This window comes from Mesorhizobium sp. P160219, from assembly GCF_057786095.1.
The window spans coordinates 2,945,167-2,967,074 of sequence record NZ_JBYNWG010000001.1; the positions used below are offsets into that span (position 1 = coordinate 2,945,167).

General features: G+C 60.3%; 22 protein-coding genes. 4 read left to right on the top strand and 18 right to left on the bottom strand.

Features of this window, described 5'->3' with window-relative positions; genetic code table 11:
* Positions 1 to 5: 5 nt before the first annotated feature.
* The 8 genes from AC3EMP_RS14115 to AC3EMP_RS14150 form a co-directional block, all read right to left on the bottom strand.
* Positions 6 to 545, bottom strand: coding sequence for a cell division protein ZapB (locus AC3EMP_RS14115; protein WP_352712889.1), 540 nt, complete (start codon positions 543 to 545; stop codon positions 6 to 8).
* Between the two features lie 110 nt (positions 546 to 655).
* A complete protein-coding gene (locus AC3EMP_RS14120; RefSeq protein WP_352712891.1) occupies positions 656 to 1,408 on the bottom strand; it encodes a hypothetical protein in 753 nt (250 codons plus the stop codon).
* A 10-nt stretch (positions 1,409 to 1,418) separates the two neighbouring features.
* Positions 1,419 to 1,994, bottom strand: coding sequence for a hypothetical protein (locus AC3EMP_RS14125; RefSeq protein ID WP_352712893.1), 576 nt, complete (start codon positions 1,992 to 1,994; stop codon positions 1,419 to 1,421).
* A 216-nt stretch (positions 1,995 to 2,210) separates the two neighbouring features.
* Entirely contained in the window at positions 2,211 to 2,564 is a 354-nt protein-coding gene (locus AC3EMP_RS14130) for a hypothetical protein (protein WP_352712895.1), read from the bottom strand.
* A 234-nt stretch (positions 2,565 to 2,798) separates the two neighbouring features.
* Positions 2,799 to 3,668: a ParB/RepB/Spo0J family partition protein gene (locus tag AC3EMP_RS14135; RefSeq protein WP_352712897.1), complete on the bottom strand. Its 870-nt coding sequence runs from the start codon at positions 3,666 to 3,668 to the stop codon at positions 2,799 to 2,801.
* 164 nt (positions 3,669 to 3,832) lie between these two features.
* The gene (locus AC3EMP_RS14140; protein WP_352712899.1) at positions 3,833 to 4,288 is read right to left on the bottom strand and encodes a hypothetical protein; all 456 of its coding nucleotides are present in this window, start codon (positions 4,286 to 4,288) and stop codon (positions 3,833 to 3,835) included.
* A 318-nt stretch (positions 4,289 to 4,606) separates the two neighbouring features.
* Positions 4,607 to 6,133 carry a recombinase family protein gene (locus AC3EMP_RS14145; protein ID WP_352712901.1) on the bottom strand — a complete coding sequence of 509 codons (1,527 nt, stop codon included), beginning with the start codon at positions 6,131 to 6,133 and terminating at the stop codon, positions 4,607 to 4,609.
* Between the two features lie 55 nt (positions 6,134 to 6,188).
* Complete coding sequence (locus AC3EMP_RS14150) at positions 6,189 to 6,530, bottom strand: DUF2147 domain-containing protein (RefSeq protein WP_352463379.1); 342 nt, start codon at positions 6,528 to 6,530, stop codon at positions 6,189 to 6,191.
* 437 nt (positions 6,531 to 6,967) lie between these two features.
* Here AC3EMP_RS14150 and AC3EMP_RS14155 point away from each other — a divergent pair, with 437 nt between their 5' ends.
* Together AC3EMP_RS14155 and AC3EMP_RS14160 are read left to right on the top strand one after the other, a co-directional pair.
* The gene (locus AC3EMP_RS14155; protein WP_006199745.1) at positions 6,968 to 7,234 is read left to right on the top strand and encodes an SEL1-like repeat protein; all 267 of its coding nucleotides are present in this window, start codon (positions 6,968 to 6,970) and stop codon (positions 7,232 to 7,234) included.
* Between the two features lie 386 nt (positions 7,235 to 7,620).
* Entirely contained in the window at positions 7,621 to 8,742 is a 1,122-nt protein-coding gene (locus tag AC3EMP_RS14160) for an ABC transporter substrate-binding protein (protein WP_023687260.1), read from the top strand.
* A 66-nt stretch (positions 8,743 to 8,808) separates the two neighbouring features.
* Here the strand turns inward: AC3EMP_RS14160 and AC3EMP_RS14165 are convergent, their stop codons facing one another.
* From AC3EMP_RS14165 to AC3EMP_RS14210, 10 genes are all read right to left on the bottom strand, one after another.
* Complete coding sequence (locus AC3EMP_RS14165) at positions 8,809 to 10,770, bottom strand: acetyl/propionyl/methylcrotonyl-CoA carboxylase subunit alpha (protein ID WP_352497135.1); 1,962 nt, start codon at positions 10,768 to 10,770, stop codon at positions 8,809 to 8,811.
* Positions 10,771 to 10,819: 49 nt separating this feature from the next.
* Positions 10,820 to 11,197 (bottom strand): hypothetical protein, encoded by a 378-nt coding sequence (locus AC3EMP_RS14170; protein ID WP_023684512.1) that lies wholly within the window; start codon positions 11,195 to 11,197, stop codon positions 10,820 to 10,822.
* A 45-nt stretch (positions 11,198 to 11,242) separates the two neighbouring features.
* Positions 11,243 to 11,617, bottom strand: coding sequence for a hypothetical protein (locus AC3EMP_RS14175; protein WP_023670207.1), 375 nt, complete (start codon positions 11,615 to 11,617; stop codon positions 11,243 to 11,245).
* A 120-nt stretch (positions 11,618 to 11,737) separates the two neighbouring features.
* Positions 11,738 to 12,268, bottom strand: coding sequence for an O-acetyl-ADP-ribose deacetylase (locus AC3EMP_RS14180; RefSeq protein WP_023670208.1), 531 nt, complete (start codon positions 12,266 to 12,268; stop codon positions 11,738 to 11,740).
* Positions 12,269 to 13,876 carry a carboxyl transferase domain-containing protein gene (locus AC3EMP_RS14185; protein ID WP_023834423.1) on the bottom strand — a complete coding sequence of 536 codons (1,608 nt, stop codon included), beginning with the start codon at positions 13,874 to 13,876 and terminating at the stop codon, positions 12,269 to 12,271. It lies immediately after the preceding gene.
* A gap of 8 nt (positions 13,877 to 13,884) precedes the next feature.
* The gene (locus tag AC3EMP_RS14190; protein ID WP_155922473.1) at positions 13,885 to 14,790 is read right to left on the bottom strand and encodes a hypothetical protein; all 906 of its coding nucleotides are present in this window, start codon (positions 14,788 to 14,790) and stop codon (positions 13,885 to 13,887) included.
* A gap of 9 nt (positions 14,791 to 14,799) precedes the next feature.
* Positions 14,800 to 15,963: an isovaleryl-CoA dehydrogenase gene (locus tag AC3EMP_RS14195; protein WP_352712903.1), complete on the bottom strand. Its 1,164-nt coding sequence runs from the start codon at positions 15,961 to 15,963 to the stop codon at positions 14,800 to 14,802.
* Positions 15,964 to 16,028: 65 nt separating this feature from the next.
* Positions 16,029 to 16,685: a TetR/AcrR family transcriptional regulator gene (locus AC3EMP_RS14200; RefSeq protein ID WP_023735525.1), complete on the bottom strand. Its 657-nt coding sequence runs from the start codon at positions 16,683 to 16,685 to the stop codon at positions 16,029 to 16,031.
* A gap of 68 nt (positions 16,686 to 16,753) precedes the next feature.
* Positions 16,754 to 17,044, bottom strand: coding sequence for an acylphosphatase (locus tag AC3EMP_RS14205; protein WP_023709796.1), 291 nt, complete (start codon positions 17,042 to 17,044; stop codon positions 16,754 to 16,756).
* 146 nt (positions 17,045 to 17,190) lie between these two features.
* Positions 17,191 to 18,303, bottom strand: coding sequence for a pyridoxal phosphate-dependent aminotransferase (locus AC3EMP_RS14210; RefSeq protein WP_352712905.1), 1,113 nt, complete (start codon positions 18,301 to 18,303; stop codon positions 17,191 to 17,193).
* A 108-nt stretch (positions 18,304 to 18,411) separates the two neighbouring features.
* On the opposite strand from AC3EMP_RS14210, the gene AC3EMP_RS14215 reads away from it, so the two are divergent.
* Both AC3EMP_RS14215 and AC3EMP_RS14220 read left to right on the top strand, forming a co-directional pair.
* Entirely contained in the window at positions 18,412 to 20,091 is a 1,680-nt protein-coding gene (locus AC3EMP_RS14215; RefSeq protein WP_027050006.1) for a tetratricopeptide repeat-containing sulfotransferase family protein, read from the top strand.
* A gap of 136 nt (positions 20,092 to 20,227) precedes the next feature.
* Positions 20,228 to 21,883 carry a tetratricopeptide repeat-containing sulfotransferase family protein gene (locus tag AC3EMP_RS14220; RefSeq protein WP_027050005.1) on the top strand — a complete coding sequence of 552 codons (1,656 nt, stop codon included), beginning with the start codon at positions 20,228 to 20,230 and terminating at the stop codon, positions 21,881 to 21,883.
* The last annotated feature ends 25 nt before the right edge of the window (positions 21,884 to 21,908 follow it).

The following is a 21,908-nucleotide window of genomic DNA, read 5'->3' on the forward strand; positions in this document are numbered from 1 at the left end:
GTTCGTTATTCTGCGGTGGCAATCTCCAACGCGTTCTTATGATCGGCTAGGTCGGCATCGAGCAGAGCGTCGGCGTTGGCCGTCACGTCGATTTCAAGGCCGCTGAGAGACGGAAAGAATGAGTCCAGTTCCGTTTGAGTTACCTTTGGCGCCCCAGCGATCAAACTGCGCTGCGGCTTTGTCTCAGCGGTATAGGGCAGCCCCGTTGCGGGATCGTGGGTGCCCTTTTGGACACCAAGCTGCACCTCTGCCCATTCCATGCGACCAGCGCGTTCGGCAGCTGCGGCAAGCTCGGCATGGCCGGGCCTGTCTGCCCCGTGGGACCGTGTCCGAACGTCAACCTTGCGGACGGCCTCGCGGACTAACTGGAGGGCCTCGCGTTCATGCTTAAGCTGGCGCTCTAGTTCCTGGCGCTGGGCGACCAGAGAGGCGTTCTCCTCGCTCAGCCGGGACACCTCGGCATTGAGCTTGCTGATCTCGGTGGAATTGTCGAGGGTCTCGAGTTGGGCGAGGAGTTCCTCGCGGGTCATTGGCTTCTTTGCCATTGTGGTGGGTTCCTTTCAAAATTCAGAATTGGAGTACGGCGAGCAAAGTCGCGGTTAGGGTAGTGACCGCATAAGCGGTAGCGATGTAGCCGAGCATGGGTTGCCCTCGCTCAGTCGGCATCGGGCAGCGACTGCCACCAGATGTCATAGGCGTTCGCCAGTCGGGCAGGGTCCAACCGACCAGTCACCACATCCGACACGATGCGCCGGGCCAAGCTGTCGTCGGTCCTGGTGGCCGCATAGAGCATTGAACTCCAACGCTCGCCGCCAATCTGTGCGGCTGCAATTGGGGTTGCCTCCATCACCGTTGTCTCGACAAGAGTTGACGCTGTGGCCTCGTCCAACCCGGTGGCCTCAGAGAGACGGGCCAACGTGTCGTTGAAGTCGCCCGTTTCAACCATGGCATCAACGCCAGCCTCGAAGGCCTCAGGCGTGAAGCACTCGGCAATCTGGTCGAGAGTTTCGGACGGTGATGGCTCGAGGTCGTCGGTCTCAATCTCAAGCTCTTGCTGGAGTGCCTCAAGGTCTTCGTCTGACAGTTCGTCGATGTCGATGTGTTCGAGCGGATCGTCGCCAGCCGGAATCGCAAGAGGATTGAAAGCCGCTTCATTGCGGGTGTGGACCATGTCATGGGTCTGACCCTCAGAATTTCTTAGGGACCCGGCGAGGCCAAGCTGTTCGGCAATGTCGGCATCGACATAGGTGTTGAGACCGGCAACAAAGATCTTGCCCTCGGGGGCAGGACCGGTAGCGGAGCCGCTGGCGTAGTTGGGGTTACTTGTGGGGGACCAACCGGACCTGTCGTCCATGGGGTTGGGCATGCGCATGGTTTCGGTTGCGGTGTGGTCGAAGTAATTGGACATAGCGGGTTTCCTAAAGAAGCTGCGCGGCCTTAAGGGCCATTCGGGTGTAATCGAGGAGGGTCATTAAATGACCGTCGTTGGTGGAGACAGCCGAGGACCAGAAGTCCTTGCCATGTGTCTGCTGGGCGTGACGTACGAAGTCGCGGCCAAGGTGGCGATGGGTTGCCCCTGAGGCCTTCCTGACCAGCGTGGTTGTGCCGATGGTCTTGCGGAAGTCCCCCAGGAGGGCACCCGCGCGGGTCTCAAGGAACCGGCTGCGGTTCTCCCAGAGGCCCCCGGCCTGTCCGGAATGGAAGTAGAGATGCATCCACCCGATGAGGGCCAGCGCGTGAATGATCGCTTCGGTATAGGTACGGTGGTCTTTGTGCTGCCAGTTGGCGAGGAGACCCTTGGCCTTTGCGATCTGGGGCAGCTTTGAGTGGAGGTCAGATACACTCAAGCAGAAGGACGGAGGGAGAACCATGCGGTTCTCAAGGCCCCTGAGGTCCACCCCCACACGCGCGGCGAACTTAGGGTCCGTCTGCATGTACAGGTCAATCGCCTTCTTGAAGATGGCCAGTTCGTTGCGGGAGGGAAGACGGGCCAAGGGATCACCCCGCTTGCTGGCAGCGTCCCTATGAGGACCACAGTAACGGGAGACTCCGCAGCGTTTCCGGGTGCAGCCGGGGCAGTCGCAAGGCTTGGTCTCGTTGGTGACTTGGCGGCAGCGAAGTTGCCGAGCGTTGAAAACAGATTGGGCACCCACGCGCCAATCGCGGGGGGGGCCCGAGGTGACGGGAGATGCCATCGGGTTCCTTGGGGTCTACTGGAATGCGCCGTAGTTCTTGAGACCCGATGTGGCGACGTCCAAGAACGTGGTCATGGGGTTCATTTGCTGCTTGTTGAGTGCGTCCTGCGCCCCAAGCTGGTCAGCCTTGCCCTGCATGATGTAGTTGGCTTTTGCCCCCTCCCGCTGGTCCCTGGCGTTGGCTATGGACAAGGCGGATTGGCGGGACTGTTCGGCCAGCCGGAGGCCAGCGGTGTTGCCATTCATGCCAACGCCCGAGGTGATGGCGGTTGACTTGGCGCGATCACCCTCAAGGGTGGCCTGATAGCCTTCCTTGTTGGCGGCATTGGCCTTGATAACGAAGTCATGTTCGTTGGAAGCCTGAGCCACATTGTAGCGCTGTTGGATGTTTTTGGAGTTGGCAGCGGCGGCAGATGCCTGACCCGCAGCATTAGCGATCCCGGCAGCGATGCCGAGGGTAAGACCTAGATCGCAGATAGCGACCTCCTATGTGGTTGGATGTGGAGAGCCTCCGCGAGGGAGGCGTGAAGTTGTGTGTTGCCTAGCGGTTTGCCCAAGGCTCACGAACTGGGCAACGCTACATGGGCAAAATGCCAAGCGGGCTCAATAGTCTGGATTGTCCCGTTCCTCGATCAAGCGATCTAGGTTGGCCGCGACATGCTCACTGAACGCGGGTGCCTCAAGGAGCCACTCGGGGAAACGCTTATCGAGAACCACAAGAGCCTCGGCGAGGATGTCGGCATTCTTGAACAACTGGGAGCCGAAGGTCTTGCGGAGACGGCGTTCATAATCGGCGACCAGCTTGGAACGCCAGTCGGGTGTCGGCTCCTTGGGCGCGAAACCCTGCAACTCGTCACGGGCCTCCTGCCATGTGAGGGACATGAGATGCTCTTGGGATGCACCTGTCTCTCCGAGGGCATCACGGACCTTGCGCATGTTTTTGACGGTGCCATCCGCTACGGAACAACTGCGGCGAATGCGGTCGCGGGATAAGTCTGTGGTGACCGTGAGGAACCATGCTCGGTCCAGCTTCTCGGCAAGGGTCATCGGCAGACGGTCCTTGGAATTGGCCTCGACGGCGAACGCCAAGGCCTCCTCAAGGGTCCCCTCGAAGATTTCAACCGGGATGCGCTTGTGAACGCCTGCCCGGAGATAGGCATGGCGACGGTGATGGCCATCGATCACAAACCAGCGGTCACCACCCCACCAGACAACAAGCGGGTCGAGGTAGGTGGGATTGGACGGGGAGCCGATAGCGGCCATGAGGGTCTCAATGTGACGCTCGCCCTCCAGCTTGCGGCCATCGAGTTCGCGGGGCTGGAACACGCTTGTCATTGAAGTGACGCGCGTGGGACCGATGGGTCCCTTGAGGTCGAGGTGCGTCGGGAGAGGAGGGGGTGGCGTGGACCCGTTGGTTTCGAGAGCCAGTCGGATCAACCGGAGGGCCTCGGGGGTGGTTATCTGTTCCGTCATTTGGAACCTTTCATGGAAAAGATTGAGAAATAGCGTGTGACCCCTCGTCAGATGAGGGGGCTGAGGGGTGGCAGGGCAACGCTACACGGGCAAGGCAGCCCTTCATCAGATAAAGGGTCAGGGGAGGTGGCATGGGCAACGCTACATGGGCAATTTGCCCAGTCCTATGCGTCCTTGCCGTCTCGAAATGCCTTGAGTTCATCGACCGTGTGACGGCGGATGAACCAGTCCGGCATGAGGTCTTGGGTGTCTTTGGGGCGACGGGTGCCAGCGGTCACGGTCTCGGTGATCTGTTCGTAATCCAGATAGACGGTGTCCGAAGGGAGCCACCCGAGGAGCCGGAAGGACCAGAGTGTCCCGAGGATTTCCTTGATCGCATCGACAGAGATGCGGTGGTTGCATCGGACCCTTTCCATGTCTTTTTGGCTGCATCCTTCCGGCACCATTCCGCCGACGTAGGCAAGACGGCGCGCGGCGCGGGTGATGCGGACGGGCAGGGGAGAATGGCGGCCCCAATGGCGTCCATGGGTTGGAAACGTGGCAGCTAGTGAGGCCTTGATGGGAGTGGCGCGCATAGCGTCAATGGTCGCGGTGATCTCCGCCGACGCGGTATAGGTCATGGGTTCCTAGATGTTGTTTATGTGCGGCGCTGTAGCGCAAGATGTAGATGAGATGCCGGCGATCAGAAGGGACCACCAAGGCAAAAACAGGGAGCAGGCGTGAGGACACGCCCGTTCAGGCGTTCGTATGTCTCGGCATTGCGAATTAAGCTCGCGCTAATGGAAGGCGTTTTCTTCTCAGTATGGGCCCCTAATCGTCCCACGCTTTCGAGTCTTCTCTGTTCTAGATGGGTGGGTAATTACGGACCACTCCAGAAAACCCAACGAAGTCAAACAATTGGGGCCGTTTTGATGAATTAGTATGTGCAGTATGGCAACCTAACCACCCGGCTCCCCTGTGCTGTCGAAAACAAGGGCGTGGCTGTAGCCGCTTCGCATGGTGACAACCGCCCGCCTGAGGGTCTTGCTGTCGCTCTCAAGCTCGATGCGCTTTACGAGGCTGGAGATGAGCCCTTGGGCTCCCTTCCGGTCTTCGTCAGCGAGCCGCCTGATTTCGTCCTGGTCCATTTCAAAGTCCACCACAGCCGCCGCACTCTCACGGTATCTCGCGTCATTCTCGCGGATGGCTACTATCTCCCGACGCTTGGCCTCGATCTGGCGGGTGAGTTCATCCGCCTTCCCTGAGAAGGCCTTGCGAGTTTCGGCGGTTTCAGCGTCGAGGGCACCAGCAAGGGCGTTCTCGCGCTTGGCCTCAAGGGCACCTATAGTTTCCTCAATTTCCTGTGAGAGATCGGGAGCCGTCTGGTCTTGCGGTGTAGGAATGGCTAGGAACCCAATCCGGTCAATCATCACTTGCTCGAACTGGTCATAGCGCCAGTTGGGTGCGGTGCATCCCGTGCGCTTGAACGTCTTTCCCGTGCAGGTGAAATAACCCCATACCGCACCGCCCTTCCTGGACGACGTGAGGACCATCGGGGAGCCGCAGTGTCCGCAGTGGACCATGCGAGAAAACAGATTTGATGTCCGCCCTACCTGTCGGCTGTGTCGACGGGCCTTGGTGCGCTGTCGGGTAGCCAGCCATTCCGCCTCACTGATAAGCGCGGGGAAATAGCCCGGCACCTCCTCGCCCTTGAGGACAAGGCATCCATAGGCGGCTGGAGAGCGGAGGACTTCGCCTACGACGGCTTGCGCCCATGTTTTTCCAGAAGGAGAGGGAATGCCGCGCGTGTTCAGCATCTGCGTAATGGATTGCTGGCCGTGCCCTTCCTTGGCCAGTTCAAAGAGAAGCAGCGCGTCTTCGGCCCGTGCGTTCAACTCGTTGGTCTCCCGGTCAATCCAGAAGGGGACCTTTGCAACCTTGATCCTTGCCCCGCCGCTTGCGACAGCTGCACGGGCCTTCTCGGCCTTGCGGGACCACGCCTCGCCCACCCGATGCGACAGCTTGGCGCTGTACTCATAGGCGGCCTGCATGGACATGAGCGACATCATGAGGCTGGCGAAGTTGGCGCGGTAATCGGTATAGGTGTGGACCCTCTGGTCTTGCAGGGTCACCAAGGTGAGGCCGGTCTTAAGCAAGTCCGCCAGGACCGGTTGGGCATCCATGGGATGAATGCGCGAGAAGCGGTCGAGGTTCTCTAAGAGGAGAACTGTGTCGCTTGGGATGGTCCCTGCCTTCACATCGGCAATGAACTGCCCAAGGCTGGCCTCAAGGTCGAGGTTGCCACCCTTGAAGGCTGACACGCCTTCGTCCTTCAACTGCTTGTTGAGGGTGAGGCCGAATGTGGCGCAGAAGGCCTCGGCATTTTTGGTCTGTCGAGCTAGGCTATCGCCCTGCGCCTGCTTGCCTGATGACCAGCGGGCGTACGAGATCGCGTTGCGGCCCTTAAGTTCGCGGGGCTGTAGCATGGCTAGGCGGTCTCCCTTGTTGCCTTGGAAGACCGCCGAATACCACTCTGCAGAATTAAAGTCTATGCCAGGTCTGGCTCTTGCAGATCAGCCCGCCGAGCACGCAGCCGCTCATCTTGAGCGAGGTGCCCGACAGTGTTGCCTTGCCCGAATAGGTCTTGTCGTTTGCCGGATCGGTGATGTTGCCGGCATATTTGTTGCCCCCGGCCGCCTTGAGCGAACCGATGGTCTTCCCGGCATATTTGCCGGTCTTCAGCGTGATGGAGAATGAACCGCTGCCGCCGATTACTGCTGTGTCGCCGGCTTGTGTCTTCCAATTGCCTTCGATCGGATCGGCCCAAGCCGCACCAGCCATCATCACGGCGGCCGCCAGGGCCAAGCTCACTTTGCGAAACATATCTGTCCTCCCTGGTTTAGATGGGGCAGCCGCCTCTCTGCCGCTTACGCAAACGTAAGCTAATCCAGCTCCCGGCAAAACAAAAGCGTGCCGCGACGGAAGGTTTCGCAATTTTCATGCGGGGTCGGGAGAGCGCAGCCCGTGAAAATGAAACGATCGAGGCGTTGGCTTTGGTTTGCGTGGTTAGCAGAGTGTTGATCGGCGCCTTGCAAATTTTCGTCAAATCGATCGAAAAACGGCGGGATTGCTGACTTTGTATCCTTAACGAATTTCCGCGTTTACCTCTTGTTTTAGCTTTGTTTTCTCCAAATTAAGCACGCCATTTAACGACGGATTCAAGGCTCGGCCTCATTCTCGGAAGCATCGAAAGAGCGGCTCCCCAGGGAACACCGGGGGACAGAAGAGGCCCGCTCTCGGGAGCCAGACAGGGGACTAAAATGGCACGTTTTGAAATGCTTGAAGCCGGCTTCGGCGCCATGGGGGCAACTGCCCAGGCCGACATTCTTTTCGAACTGGGCATGATGTATGCGACCGGCCGCGATTGCGAGACCGATGTCGTTGCCGCCCACAAATGGTTCAACATCGCCGCCATCAAGGGCTCGGTCCGCGCCGCGGAACTGCGCTCGGAACTGTCGGCCGCAATGTCCAAGGTCGAGATCGCCAAGGCGCTGCGCGAAGCCCGCGAATGGATGACGATGCACTGAGATCGCGAGCAGATTATCGCAGGCAGATTATCGAAAACAGGGAAGCCCCGGGATCAAGACCGCAAAGACGGTCGGAACCGGTGAAACGACAAGGCCGCGACAAGACGGCCGACCATGAAAGAACAAGAACGCGGCAGGCCGGCACGGTCCAGTCGTGCACAATGGGGACGGCGGGCAGGTTTTCGTGGCGCGGGGGCGCATGGGGACTGCTACGAGCAAAAAGCCACGACCGGCCGGAACAGGCTGGCGTGGCTTTTTGCGTTGATGAGGCCCAATCGAGCGGCGCCGATGCGCCTAGACAGGCCCAATGAAGGATGAAATTGTCCCGCCTTCGGAAAGAAGCGCGGCCAGAGCGGCTGCGCGAGTGTGGGAGGAGTTCTATCACCATGAAAAAAACGGGTATTTTGAGCGCGGCCGTATTTGGCCTGATGATGAGCGCGCCGGTTGCCTTTGCCGATGACATCACCATTTCGGTGGTCGGCCCGATGACCGGACAGCTCGCCACGATCGGCGACCAGTTCAAGCAGGGCGCAACGGCAGCCGCCGACGCGATCAACGCCGCCGGCGGTGTCAACGGCTCGATGATCAAGCTCGACATCGAGGACGACCAGTGCGATCCCAAGCAGGCGGTTTCGGTGGCCAACCGGATCGTTGCCAACAGCGTCAAGTTTATCGACGGCCATGCCTGTTCAGGTTCGAGCATCCCGGCTTCCGCCGTCTACGCCGAGGCCGGCGCGCTGATGATGAGCCCGGCCTCTTCCAATCCCGAGCTGACCGATGCCGCCGCCAAGGCCGGCTGGCCGACGATCATGCGTCTCTATACGCGTGACGACGCGCAGGGCGCCTTCATTGGCCCGTGGATCGCCAAGAAATATGCCGGCAAGAATGTCGTTATCCTGCATGACAAGAGCGCCTACGGTCAGGGCGTTGCCGATGCCGTGAAGGCGACGATGAATGCCGGTGGCCTCAAGGAGATCGACTATGAAGGCATCAATGCCGGCGAGAAGGATTATTCGGCTCTCGTCACCAAGCTGAAGGACCTCAAGGCCGACGTTGTCTATTTCGGCGGCTATCACCCGGAAGCCGGGCTTATCCTGCGTCAGTCGGCCGAGCAGAGCGTCAAGTTCCAGCTGATCATGCCGGACTCGATCGCCTCGCCGGAATTCTGGCAGGTCGCCGGCCCCGCCGGTGAAGGCACCCTGTTCGTCTTCCCGTCGGACCCGCAGGCCAAGCCGGAAGCCAAGGAGGCCATCGCCAAGATCAAGGCGGGCGGCTTCGTGCCGGAAGGCTTTACGCTGTTCTCCTACGCCGTCGTTCAGGCGTTTGCAGAGGGCGTCAAGCGCGCCGGAACGGACGATCCGGTCAAGGTAGCCGAAGCGCTGAAGAACGGCACGCCTTTCAGCACCGTGGTCGGCGACGTGACCTTTGATGAGAAGGGCGATCTGAAGAACGCCAGCTACGACATCAACCAGTGGCATGACGGCAAATACGCGCCAATCGCGCAGTAATCGTCCGCGTACTCAAGGAAATGGCCGGGCTTGTCCTGGCCATTTTTCGTTCAAGCCTCCAGCCGGCTATGCAGCCTCTTCAACGAAGCGCACCAGCACCGTTCCGTCGGTGACCTGCGCGCCCTCGGTGGCGATTTCCGCGATCACGCCGTCATGGCTGGCCGCGATCGTGTGCTCCATCTTCATCGCTTCCAGGATCAGTAGCGGCTGGCCCTTGATCACCCTTTCGCCCTTTGCCGCGCGCACCAGCTTGACCACGCCTGGCATCGGCGCGCGCAGGCTGCCGGAAGCGGCGGCCGCCTCGTCGGTGCGCGCCAGCGGATCCGGGACGAAGAAACTGTAGCCGACCGCGCCTTCGAAGACGGTGACGTGGCCTGGCCAGCGGGCAAGGCGAGGGGCGGCGCGAAGATCATGCGAATTGACGCTGTCATAGGGCGCGTCCAGCGCCACCTCGAAGCGCCCGTCCGGCCGCACTGAAACACGCGCCAGTATATCGTCCTCGCCATGGCGCAGGCGCGTGCGGCGCGCAATGCTGTGGAAATGCGCATAGCCGGCAAGCGACGACCACGGATCGTTCGACGGCGGCAAGGCACCGGCGCCCGCCGCGGCAAGGGCCGCCGCGGCAACGATCTCGCTGCGCGGCGGGGCGACCGCGGTCAGCGCTTCCTGATGCCTGCCGATCAGGCCGGTATCGACGTCGCCGGCCGAAAAATCGGTGTTCGCGGCAAGTGCCGCGAGAAAGGCGGTGTTGACGGTCGAGCCGGCAATCTCGGTCTGCGACAACGCAGTCCCGAGCGCATCGAGTGCCGCCTGCCTGTCCTTGGCGTGGACGACCAGCTTGGCGATCATCGGATCGTAGAAGGGCGAGATCGCATCGCCGGCCCGCACGCCGGTCTCGATGCGCATGCTGGCGCCTTCGGGCGCGTTGTCGGGAAACGCCAGGTGATGCAGCGTGCCGGTCGCCGGCAGAAACCCTTTCGCCGCGTCCTCGGCATAGATGCGCGCCTCGAAGGCGTGGCCGGAAAGCGTGATTTCGCTCTGCGTCTTCGGCAGCTTTTCGCCGGCGGCTACCCGCAACTGCCACTCGACCAGGTCGGTGCCGGTGACCATTTCGGTGACGGGATGCTCGACCTGCAGGCGGGTGTTCATTTCCATGAACCAGAAACGGTCGGCCTTCAGCCCCTGCGAGGCGTCGACGATGAATTCGATGGTGCCGGCGCCCGAATAGCTGATCGCCTTGGCGGCCTTGACCGCCGCTTCCGTCATCGCCTTGCGCAGCGCCGGCGTCATGCCGGGCGCCGGCGCTTCCTCGATCACCTTCTGGTGGCGGCGCTGCGCCGAGCAGTCGCGCTCATAGAGATGCACGGCATTGCCAAAATTGTCGCCGAACACCTGGACCTCGATGTGGCGCGGCTTGTCGACATATTTTTCGACCAGCACGCGATCGTCGCCGAACGCGGCCTTGGCCTCGCGCCGTGCGCCTGACAGCGCTTCCGAAAAATGCTCGGGATGTTCGACGCGGCGCATGCCCTTGCCGCCTCCGCCGGCGCGCGCCTTGATCAGCACGGGATAGCCGATCTCACGCGCCTTGGACGCCAGCAGCACGATCTCCTGCGCCTCGCCATGATAGCCCGGCACCACCGGCACGCCGGCCTTTTCCATCAGCCGCTTGGCCGCGTCCTTCAGACCCATGGCGCGGACCGAGGCAGCCGACGGGCCGATGAAAATCAATCCCGCCGCCACCACCTGGTCGACGAAATCGGGGTTTTCCGAGAGAAAGCCGTAGCCGGGATGGATGGCCTCGGCGCCGGTCGCCAGCGCCGCCGCAACAATCCTGTCGCCGCGCAGATAGCTTTCGCCGACGGGCGAGGGACCGATATGCACCGCCTCGTCGGCCATCTCGACATGCAGAGCCTCGGAATCCGCGTCGGAATAGACGGCAACCGTGCGCACACCGAGCCTACGTGCGGTGCGGATCACCCGGCAGGCGATCTCGCCGCGATTGGCGATCAGGATCTTGGCGAACATGGAGCCTCCCGGGTTTGTCTCGGGCGGCGCCGGTCTGGCAGGAATGAGCCTATTTCGAAGCCGCGATTTTGCAGCCGCCGCTCGCGGTCTGAACCTTCCACTTTTTCAGGCCAACCTGACAGCTTCGCAACGCCAACTCTTCCGCGGCCTTCTGAGATGGCGCGTTCAGCCGCGCACCGCAGATGATGTAAAGATCGTCGACGCGCGAGTAGAATGTGGTCGCGTAGGCCGAGTGGCCACTCGCCGCGACATAGGCGTTGTACGACTTCGTGCAGGGCTCCTTTGGATTCAGTGACAACGGAGGCCAGAATCGGGTGTCTCCCTTGCTGCCCGCCAGCGATCCAGCCGCTCCGATACCGGGTGCCGTAAATACGAGCAGGCCGGCAAGCATCGATACAGTAATTCGTTTGATGCGTGTCGATTTCATCTTGCGCCGCCCATTTGAAAAATGCCCAAGCCGATGCTTGTCGGCCTACTTCGATGCCGCAACTTCGCAGCCCGCCCCTGTAATGACCTTGTAATGGCTGCGGGCGGACTCGCAGGATTTCATCGCCCGTTCTTCGGCAGCCTTCTGTGACGGTGCATTCAAGCCCGAGCCGCAGATGATGTACAACGAACGGATCCGGGCATAGGGCGTGGTCGCATAGGCCGAATGGCCGCCGGCGGCCACATAGGCGTTGTAAGCCATGGTGCACTGGTCTTTCGGGCTTTTCGGCAAATACGGATAGAAATGGATGTCGCCTTTGCTTCCCGCCAGCGATGCCGCGGCGCCAACGCCGGGTACCGCAAATATAAGCAAGACTGCAAGTACCGACGCAGTCGTTTTTCCCGAATATTTCGGCCTCATCTTTACCCCATCCCCGTTGCCCAATGCGGGATGAACAATAGCGTCTATTCTCCAGTGCCGCCAGCCTGCTCACCGAAAATTTCTTTTGCGTAGGTGGATGAACCATCTTATCCATGCAGACTAGCATCCTTCAATGGCAGCAACGGCTTGTCGGTATAGTTGAGCTGTTGGCTCGTCGAAGCAGCAGAAAATAACTGTTTCGGGCGTTGAGTTCTGTCCGACGAAGGTACCTGCGATGCCAACGGCAATCTGCGTCGCCTCATTTTTCGGATAACGGTAGATGCCGGTGGAGATCGCCGGAAATGCCACGGTCCGGCAATCCCTGGCGGCGGCGATTTCGAGCGACCTGATATAGCAGGAGGCGAGCAGCCCGGCTTCGCCTTTTCCGCCGCCTTGCCAGACAGGTCCGACCGTGTGGATGATGTAACGTGCCGGCAGGTGATAGCCCTTGGTAAGCTTTGCTTCGCCGACCTTGCAGCCGTTCAGCATCCGGCATTCGAATTCGAGCTCCGGGCCTGCGGCGCGGTGAATGGCGCCGTCGACGCCGCCGCCGCCCAGCAGCGAGGAATTGGCGGCGTTGACGATGGCATCGACCGCAAGCCTGGTGATGTCGCCGGTGTGGACATGTATCCGTTCGCCGAACTTGCTCATCTACATCCTGAACACGCCGAACTTCGTTTCTTCGATGTCGGCGTTGAGCGCTGCCGAAAGGCTGAGCGCGAGCACTTCGCGCGTTTTCCCCGGATCGATGATGCCGTCGTCCCACAGCCGCGCCGAGGAGTAGAGCGGGTGGCCCTCATGCTCGTATTTCATCAGGATCGGCTTCTTGAATTTCGCTTCCTCGTCCGCGCTCCACTCACCGCCCTTGCGCTCGATGCCCTCGCGCTTGACCACCGCCAGCACGGTCGCCGCCTGTTCGCCGCCCATCACCGAAATGCGCGCGTTCGGCCACATCCACAGGAAGCGCGGCGAGTAGGCGCGGCCGCACATGCCGTAATTGCCGGCGCCGAACGACCCGCCGATGATCATCGTCACCTTCGGCACCTTGGCGGTGGCAACCGCCATCACCAGCTTGGCGCCGTCCTTGGCGATGCCGCCGGCCTCGTACTTTCGCCCGACCATGAAGCCGGTGATGTTCTGCAGGAAGATCAGCGGGATCTTGCGCTGGCAGCACAGTTCGATGAAATGCGCGCCCTTCACAGCACTTTCGGAAAACAGCACGCCATTGTTGGCGATGATGCCGACCGGCATGCCCTGAAGATGGGCAAAGCCGGTGACCAGCGTGGTGCCGTAATTCTGCTTGAACTCGTCGAACTCGGAGCCGTCGACGACGCGCGCGATCACCTCGCGCACATCATAGGGCTGGCGCAGATCCGTCGGCACGATGCCGTAGAGTTCCTGCGCGTCATGAAGCGGCGGCATGGGTTTCTGTAAGGTCAAGCTTACAGTCTTGCGCCGGTTGAGGTTTTTGACGATGCGCCGGCAGATGGCCAGCGCATGTTCGTCGTCCAGCGCATAGTGGTCGGCGACACCGGACAGCCTGGTGTGCACGTCGGCGCCGCCAAGCTCCTCGGCGCTGACATCTTCGCCCGTAGCCGCCTTCACCAGCGGCGGGCCGCCGAGAAAAATGGTCGCCTGGTTGCGCACCATGATCGTCTCGTCCGACATTGCCGGCACATAGGCGCCGCCCGCAGTACATGAGCCCATGACGCAGGCGATCTGCGGAATGCCGGCCGCCGACATGTTGGCCTGGTTGTAGAAGATGCGGCCGAAATGCTCGCGATCGGGAAACACCTCGTCCTGATTGGGCAGGTTGGCGCCGCCGCTGTCGACCAGATAGACGCAAGGCAGATTGTTTTGCAGCGCGATCTCCTGTGCGCGCAAATGCTTCTTCACCGTGAGCGGATAATAGGTGCCGCCCTTCACCGTGGCGTCGTTGACCACGACCATCACCTCGGTGCCTTCGACACGGCCGACGCCGGCGATGAGGCCGGCCGAGGAAATCTCCTCGCCATACATGGACCATGCCGCGAACTGGCCGATCTCGAGGAAAGGCGAGCCGGTGTCGAGCAATTGCGCCAGCCGCTCGCGCGGCAACAGCTTGCCGCGCGAAACATGACGCTCGCGCGCCTCCTCCGAGCCACCGCGCTCGACGGTTGCCGCCTTGTCCGCAATGTCGGCAACCAGCGCCCGCATGCGCTCGGCATTGGCGAGGTAGGTTTCGGAGGAGGGCGAGATCTGGGTTTGGAGTACGGCCACATCGGTTCCTATTGCTCTGCCACGACTTGCAGCTTGCCGTCACGGCGCTCGAAAATGTACTCGGAGAGAAGATCAGGTTCGGTCTTGAAAACCTTGTCGATAAATGAGCGAGCAAACTGAACCGCATTGGGAAGCCGCTTGTCTACAACGACGATGGCATCGCGTTTTGGAATGGCTATGAAAACGCCGTTGGGGAATTGCGGTCCAAGCGTGGCCCAGAATTTTTCGGTCAGGAGGAGAGCGGGTGAGATGGCCTCATCCCCTTCGACGGTGAAGATCGATATCCCGTCGAGGATACGCTCCTGCTTGACCTTCGTAATCTGCTTGTTGATGTTTTCCAGAGCAAGCTGGCGAAGCTGTGCGAGTGAGCGGTCTCCAACATCGTCAAGCCGGACGCTGGCGAGCGAGTCCTCATTGTCGATCTGGTAAAGGATCACGACGTCACCCGCCAAGGTTTCAAACGCCGGTCCTTTGTCGGGCTCTGTGCCATCGCCTTTGAAAGCGTCGAGATGTTCGCGCGGTCGAATGTTGGCAATCAGTAGATCGGCCTGGAAGCCGCTTTCGCTATCGCTGAGCACGAGCGTGGTTAGAAAACGTTCGATTTCGGTTTCCGCCTCTCCCGCCGGCAGGTCGCGAATGCGGCCTAGCAGGTTCGTAACGTCCACCTGAAGATGAATATCCTTGCCGGTAGAACCGACCCTGGTTACGTCAAGACGCGCCGGATCGGCGGGGTTGGGAATTGCTTGCTTGACTCGGCTGTCAGCCTTCAGGCGGGAAATGACTTCAACCCGCAGTGCTGCAACATCTCGAAATTGCGGCATATCTGAAGAGGCGGCATTCGCAAATCCCGACAATGGGATCAATGCGACGATAGTCCGTGCTAATACTCCAAGGTATTTTGGCAAACCAGGCATTGAAATCGCTCACACCCCTTCCGCCATGATCTCGCGCCCGATCAGCCAGCGGCGAATCTCGCTGGTGCCGGCGCCGATTTCGTAGAGCTTGGCGTCGCGCAACAGCCGGCCGGTCGGATACTCGTTGGTATAGCCGTTGCCGCCAAGCAGCTGGATGGCGTCGAGCGCCATCAGCGTCGCTTTTTCGGCGGCAAACAGCACGCAGCCGGCGGCATCCTTGCGTGTCGTCTGGCCGCGATCGCAGGCAGCCGCGACAGCATAAACGTACGCGCGCGCGGCGTTCATCGTCGAATACATGTCGGCGAGCTTGCCCTGCACGAGCTGGAACTCGCCGATCGGCTGGCCGAACTGCTTGCGCTCATGCACATAGGGGATCGCCACGTCGAGACAGGCCGCCATGAGCCCGAGCGGGCCGCCGGCGAGCACGGTGCGCTCGTAGTCGAGGCCCGACATCAGGACCTCGACGCCGCGGCCCTCCTCATGCAGCACATTGTCATAGGGCACCTCGACATTGTCGAACACCAGTTCGCCGGTGTTGGAGCCGCGCATGCCGAGCTTGTCGAGCTTTGGCGATGCCGAGAAGCCGGCCATGGTCTTTTCGACGATGAAGGCGGTGATGCCGTGCGATTTCCGCTCCGGATCGGTCTTGGCATAGACCACCAGCGTTTCAGCGTCGGGGCCGTTGGTGATCCACATTTTCGAGCCGTTGAGCACATAGCGGTCGTTGCGCTTTTCGGCGCGCAGCTTGAGCGAGACGACGTCGGAGCCGGCGCCCGATTCCGACATGGCCAGCGCACCTGCCCTTTCGCCCGAGCACAATGCCGGCAGGAATTTCTCCTTCTGCGCAGGCGTCGCCCAGCGGTTGATCTGGTTGACGCAGAGGTTCGAATGGGCGCCGTAGGAAAGGCCGACCGAGCCCGAGGCGCGCGAAATCTCTTCCACCGCAATGACATGGGCGAGGTAGCCCATGCCGCTACCGCCGAAATCGGGATCGGCGGTGATTCCAAGCAGGCCGAGCGCGCCGAGTTCTTTCCACAGATGCGCGGGGAACTGGTTGCTGCGGTCGATCTCGGCGGCGATCGGCGCTATTTTCTCCTGGGCAAAGCGGCGCACCAGATCGCGCAGCGCCTCGATGTCCTCGTCATGCCCGAAGCTGAGTATGTTCGTGTACATGCCGTTCCCTCCTGCCGCATGACCCCGAAATCAACTTTGATTTTCGGAAAGGATCATGCGCGAAATCAAAATGCTACAGCGTCATTTGCGCGTCCGAAGGGACGCGCGGCGCTGTAAGTCTTGCCGTCTATGTTCGCGCCAACCAGGCGCATTGTCATTGAAAGATATGTCGCCGTGACTTCAGCCATCGACAGCCGCTCGCCCGGCCGGAACCAGACGATGACGCCGGTCATCATCTGGATCAGCGCCATGGCAGTGAGCCCGGTGTCATCGACACTGAAGGCGCCGGCCTCCGCGCCGTCGCGCAGGATGGCGCGCAACTCCTTCTCATAGGCGGTGCGCATGCGAAGGATCTGCGTCAGCCGGTCATGTGACAGGCTGCGCAATTCCATGTTCGAGACATGGGTGGAGTGGCGGCGCTCGATGTGGAAAGCGATGTGGTTTTCGACATAGGCGGCAAGCCGCGTTGCCGGATCGGCAGCGTCGGGGCGTGCGGCGTCCCACGCTTCGATCAGCCCTTCCATATGTTCGCGCATCAGCGTGAACAGCAGGTCTTCCTTGGTCGGAAAATAGCGGTAGAGCGCGGCCGCCTGGACGCCGACCTCGGCGGCAAGCTGCCGCATCGACGTCGCCTCGTAGCCGAAGCGGGCGATCAGGCTGACCGCCGCCTCGCGGACGGCCGCTTCAGTTTTTTCGCCATCGGATCCCGTTGTGCGTGCCATGATCGCCTCCCCCTTTTAGTAATAAAACGAACGTTCGATTAATTCAAGCGGCAATAAAGTGGTTCCGTCTAGACAATGATCCGAAAGTCGATGGGCGCGTCGAGGAGTTCGAATTCTTCGATCTCGACCTTCGAAACCGAAGCACCCCGTGGCCCTTGCCGGAGCCGTTCGATCATTGTGGAAACCGCAGCATCGGCACCGGCAATCGAGGCCGTCACCGTGCCGTCTCGTTCATTGCGTACCCAACCTACGAGGCCAAGCCCTATCGCTTCGCGTCGCGCCCACATCCGATAGCCGACGCCTTGCACCTTACCATGCACGCGCGCCTGCACCGCCTTTTGCCGGTCGTTATCTCCCATGCTCAAGAACTGGCGCGGGATCGGACGAAAGCAACAGCCTTGAACGGTTGGATTGTTGTTGGATCGACGGAAGCCGGGGACCCGGCTGATTCTGTCTTGGCCTTTGGCGGCATTGGCAGGCCGTGTCGCGGCGGCAATCGGCCGGGCTAATTTCCCCGCGCCGCGGCGAGCGCGCCGGGCAGTTCCTCGGCAAAGATGTCGAGCTCATGATCGAGGCCGACGCTGACCCGGATGCAGCGGTCGAGCCCTGGCGCCATCGGCTTGCGGATGAAAACGTCGCGCGACAAAAGGTTTTGCAGCACTTTCAGCGCGAAGGCGCCGTCCTGGCCGCAGTCGATGGTGACGAAATTGGTCGCCGATGGCAGCGGCTTCAGCCCGTTTGTCTCCGCAATACCGGCGATTCGCGTGCGGCCGGCAGCGACTCGCGCCACCACGCTGTGCAGCCAGTCCTGGTCGGCCAGCGCCTCGACGCCGGCGATCTGCGCCATGCGGCTGACGCCGTAATGGTTGCGGATCTTCTCGAAGTCGCGAATCACCTCAGCCTCGGCCACCGCATAGCCGCAGCGAATGCCGGCCAGCCCATAGGCCTTAGAGAAGGTGCGCATGCGGATGACATCGGGTCGCGCGACATCGATCGGCGGCAGCGCCGAGGCCGGCCCCAATTCGCCATAGGCCTCGTCGAGCACCAGCATGGTGGTTTCCGGCAAGGCTTCGATGAAGCCGGCAATCTCGCTTGCATCCCACCAACTGCCCATCGGATTGTCGGGATTGGAGAGATAGACCAGCGGCGCCTTCTCCCGGACAACGGCCTTGAGCAGGTCGTCCAGGCTTTCCTTGTCGTTCTCGTAAGGCACCGTGACCAGCCGGCCGCCGACGCCGGCAATGTGGAAATTGAACGTCGGATAGGCGCCGAGCGAGGTAACCACCGCGTCGCCGGGCGCCGCATACATGCGCGCCACCAGGCTGAGCAGCCCGTCTATGCCTTCGCCGACGACCACGTTTTCAGCACTGATGCCGAGATGCGCGGCCGCGGCCTGCTTCAGATCGTAATTGTCGGGGTCGCAATACATCCACTGGTCGCGCGCGACGCTCTCCATGCGCGCAATGACGCGCGGCGAAGGCCCGAAACTGCTCTCATTGGCGCCGATGCGGGCGCGAAACGCGCGGCCACGCTCGCGCTCCTGCGCCTCCGGGCCGACAAACGGCACCGTCGAGGGAAGCGCGCCGACAAGCGGCGTGAGGGCAGGGCGCTGGCGCATGGCAAAGGCTCACTCGAAAAGGGCCTTCTTGCTAGCGTGGAGGCATGTCGGGCGCAAGATGACAATGCCGCACTAGATTTCGCGGGACCGTTTTGCTAGCGAAATGGAATGAGCAACCGATTGCCACCCGCTTGGGCCAAGCACCTTAAAACGCAAGCCGCGCCGAAGGGCACGCAGCCGAAGCTTGTGCAACCGAAACCCCAGCCCGCAAAAGCGGCTCCGTCTCGTGCTCAGGCTGACGATATGATGTTGAGGCAGGCGCTCGTGTTCCAGCAAGAGGAAAGATTGCCTGAGGCGGAAGAACTCTGTCATCGCGTTCTGGCGAGAACGCCCGAACATCCGCTGGCCCTTTACATACTGGGGACGCTGGGGATCGGGTACGACGATGAAAAGGTCCTGCGGTATTTTGGTCGGGCGATCGCCCAGGAGCCTCTAAATCCCTACTTCCACCTTGGCCTCGGTCAAACCTATTTCAGGCTCAGCGAATTTACACCGGCGATCGAACACATTCAGCACGCACTGGCATTGAAGCCGGATCTGGTGGAAGCGCTTTGCGCCTTGGGCGATGCATACAACTCGTTTGACAAGTGCGAAATGGCGCTGCCGCTCTTTGAGAAGGCGCTCAGGATCGACCAAGATCATCCCACGGCCCGGTTGGGGCTGCCTCGTGCGCTGGCGAGCCTCGGCCGTATGGACGAAGCCGCGGTCCATCTCAAAGAGGCAATAGATCGGCGCATCGCGGTACCCGCTGCCTATAGTACGCTTGTACGCACGCACAAATTCACGGAAGAGCCGCCAGAACTCGCGGCGATCCTGACGGAGCTTCAAGACCCGGACCACGGATCCGAGGGAGCGGCGACGCTCCATCACGCAGCCGGAAAGGTGCTCAACGACCTCCGCCGCTACAAGGAGGCGATGGACCACTTCAAGAAAGGAAATCAAGCCGGCGGCCAGAGCTTCGATGTGCAATCCTACCGTCGTTGGGTCGATTCCCTGATCGAAACCTTTACACCGGATCTGGTGGCTTCAAGGACTGCTTGTGGCAATGCCTCGGAGGTGCCCGTGTTCGTAGTCGGGATGCCTCGCTCGGGCACAACGCTGACGGAGCAGATCTGCGCCAGCCATCCCAATGTTCATGGCGCTGGCGAGTTAGCAAAACTTAGACGCACATCTAACGGGCTCGACCTTAGGCATGGTTCCGACATAAGCCCCGGTGAGGCGATCGCATCGATGACTCCACAGCTGTCCAGGGCGCTGGCCGCGGAGCATCTTGCCTACCTGCGCGAGCGGGCCCCTGATGCGCTTCGAATTGTCGACAAGATGCCTCACAATTTCGAGCTGGTCGGCCTGATTGGCATCCTTTTCCCCAACGCGCGCATCATTCATTGTCGCCGCGACGCCATTGACAACTGCATCTCCTGCTTTGTCCTGCAACTCAGTGAAGGGCATAGCTATAGCGCCGATCTGGAGACACTGGGGCTTTACTACAGAGAGTATGATCGTCTGATGCGGCATTGGGACAAGATATTCCCGGGCCGTATCTTCGAAAACCGGTACGAGACGTTGATTGAAAATCAAGAGAAGCAGTCGCGCCGTCTCATAGATTATCTCGGACTACCCTGGGACGATGCCTGCTTGCGCTTTTTTGACAGGGGCGGCTCCGTAAAGACCTATAGCAATTGGCAGGTCCGCCAGCCGATCTATACGTCGTCCGTCAAGCAGTGGACGAATTACGAAAGCGAGATCCAGCCGCTGATTGAATCATTGGGCGACCTTGCTGAAATCTGACCCGACTTTGCCGATCATATTAGGCGGTTCTGCGCTCCAAAATCGCGTAGCGACCCAGCATGGTAGCGTATGGCCGCCTTTTTCCCCGAATATGTTTATGCTGGTTTCAGTCTATCTTTTTTGCTAGCGAGGCACGATGAACACTCGGATGCCGCCTGCCTGGTCCAAGCATTTAAAGACTCGAGTCGGTCCAAAGGCCTCACCTGCACAAGAGGTGTACACACGGTCGCGCGCACGAGCCGACGATGACCTACTGAAACAGGCGTATGGATTTCAGCAGGCGAAGCGACTTGCCGAGGCCCAGGAACTATGCCGTCGCGTGCTGGCACGCACGCCAAACCATCCGCTGGCCTTATACATCATGGGCACGCTGGCGCTCGTTTCCGATGATGAAATGGCTCTGCAGTATTTCGTTCGAGCGGTGGGTGCGGAGCCTCAAAACCCTTATTACCACCTTCACTTGGGTGAGGTTTATCTGAAGGTTAGCGAATATTCGCTTGCTATCAGGCAGATCCAACGCGCCTTGGAATTAAAGCCCGATTTGGTTGAAGCACTTTGCTCGCTCGGTCGAGCTTACGCGGCATTTGACAAGCCTGACATGGCCTTGCAGCAATATGAGAAAGCGCTGAAGATCAACCGCGATCATCCTCGGGTTCGGACGGGCCTGGCTAGTGCGCTAACCAGCCTCGGGCGCATGGATAAAGCCAGAGCCTATATGCATGAGGCGATAGAACGTCGCGTCGATTTGGGGACGGCATACAATGAGCTGGTGCATACGTACAAATTTACTGAAGAGCCCGCCGAACTTGGATCCATCCTTGGTGAACTCGCCAATCCAAACCTTACCCCAGATGTCGCGCAACAACTCCATCATGCCGCAGGCAAGGTGCTGAACGACCTTAAGCGCTATGAAGACGCGATGGGTCATTTCAAGAAAGCGAAGCAGGTCGCCGGCCTTCATTTCGATCTGGACTCCTACCGTCGCCGGATAGATTCAACAATCGACGCCTTTTCCCCCGAAATGTTGGCTGGAAAGGCCGGCTACGGGAATATGTCCGAAGTGCCTGTGTTTGTACTCGGCATGCCTCGCTCGGGGACGACTCTAGTCGAGCAAATTTGCGCGAGCCATCCGGAAGTTCGTGGCGCAGGGGAACTTGCCAAGCTGAGACGGGTCGCCAATAAAATGGGCTTCGGAAGCCGCTTGACGGGAACTCTACAAGGATCGCTCGCGTCAATGACGGTCGACGTGTCCAAGACGCTCGCGGAAGAACACTTGTCATACCTGCGAGAGCGGGCGCCTGCCGCTCATCGAATAGTCGACAAGATGCCTTATAACTTCGAGATTATTGGTCTCATCGCAATTCTTTTTCCAAACGCCCGCATTATTCATTGCAGACGTGACGCAATAGACAACTGCTTGTCATGCTTCATTTCAAATCTGAACAACAATCATCGTTATACCTACGATCTCGAGAACCTTGGTCTGTTTTATCGTGAGTATGATCGTCTTATGCGTCATTGGCAGACCGTTCTTCCGGGAAGAATTTTTGAAAATCGTTACGAACACCTCGTCGCGGATCAGGAAGGTCAATCGCGCCGTCTAATAGAACACCTTGGCTTGACTTGGGATGACGCTTGCCTTCGTTTCTTCGACGAGGGCAGGTCTGTCGAAACGATAAGCCGGTGGCAGGTTCGGCAACCGATCTATACGTCGTCAATCAAGCGCTGGAAAAATTATGAAGGCAGTATCCAGCCGCTGATCGATGCCTTGGGTGATCTTGCTGAGATTTGAGACCAGAGACTACGGGCAGCAAGTT

Bases quoted from the DNA above. Each gene is read 5' to 3' on its own strand.
- AC3EMP_RS14170 (WP_023684512.1), bottom strand. From the start codon at position 11,197: ATGAAATCGACACGCATCAAACGAATTACTGTATCGATGCTTGCCGGC.
- AC3EMP_RS14135 (WP_352712897.1), bottom strand. From the start codon at position 3,668: ATGACGGAACAGATAACCACCCCCGAGGCCCTCCGGTTGATCCGACTG.
- AC3EMP_RS14205 (WP_023709796.1), bottom strand. From the start codon at position 17,044: ATGGGAGATAACGACCGGCAAAAGGCGGTGCAGGCGCGCGTGCATGGT.
- AC3EMP_RS14195 (WP_352712903.1), bottom strand. From the start codon at position 15,963: ATGTACACGAACATACTCAGCTTCGGGCATGACGAGGACATCGAGGCG.
- AC3EMP_RS14160 (WP_023687260.1), top strand. From the start codon at position 7,621: ATGAAAAAAACGGGTATTTTGAGCGCGGCCGTATTTGGCCTGATGATG.
- AC3EMP_RS14145 (WP_352712901.1), bottom strand. From the start codon at position 6,133: ATGCTACAGCCCCGCGAACTTAAGGGCCGCAACGCGATCTCGTACGCC.
- AC3EMP_RS14220 (WP_027050005.1), top strand. From the start codon at position 20,228: ATGAACACTCGGATGCCGCCTGCCTGGTCCAAGCATTTAAAGACTCGA.
- AC3EMP_RS14140 (WP_352712899.1), bottom strand. From the start codon at position 4,288: ATGACCTATACCGCGTCGGCGGAGATCACCGCGACCATTGACGCTATG.
- AC3EMP_RS14215 (WP_027050006.1), top strand. From the start codon at position 18,412: ATGAGCAACCGATTGCCACCCGCTTGGGCCAAGCACCTTAAAACGCAA.
- AC3EMP_RS14190 (WP_155922473.1), bottom strand. From the start codon at position 14,790: ATGCCTGGTTTGCCAAAATACCTTGGAGTATTAGCACGGACTATCGTC.
- AC3EMP_RS14175 (WP_023670207.1), bottom strand. From the start codon at position 11,617: ATGAGGCCGAAATATTCGGGAAAAACGACTGCGTCGGTACTTGCAGTC.
- AC3EMP_RS14115 (WP_352712889.1), bottom strand. From the start codon at position 545: ATGGCAAAGAAGCCAATGACCCGCGAGGAACTCCTCGCCCAACTCGAG.
- AC3EMP_RS14155 (WP_006199745.1), top strand. From the start codon at position 6,968: ATGGCACGTTTTGAAATGCTTGAAGCCGGCTTCGGCGCCATGGGGGCA.
- AC3EMP_RS14150 (WP_352463379.1), bottom strand. From the start codon at position 6,530: ATGTTTCGCAAAGTGAGCTTGGCCCTGGCGGCCGCCGTGATGATGGCT.
- AC3EMP_RS14180 (WP_023670208.1), bottom strand. From the start codon at position 12,268: ATGAGCAAGTTCGGCGAACGGATACATGTCCACACCGGCGACATCACC.
- AC3EMP_RS14200 (WP_023735525.1), bottom strand. From the start codon at position 16,685: ATGGCACGCACAACGGGATCCGATGGCGAAAAAACTGAAGCGGCCGTC.
- AC3EMP_RS14120 (WP_352712891.1), bottom strand. From the start codon at position 1,408: ATGTCCAATTACTTCGACCACACCGCAACCGAAACCATGCGCATGCCC.
- AC3EMP_RS14165 (WP_352497135.1), bottom strand. From the start codon at position 10,770: ATGTTCGCCAAGATCCTGATCGCCAATCGCGGCGAGATCGCCTGCCGG.
- AC3EMP_RS14210 (WP_352712905.1), bottom strand. From the start codon at position 18,303: ATGCGCCAGCGCCCTGCCCTCACGCCGCTTGTCGGCGCGCTTCCCTCG.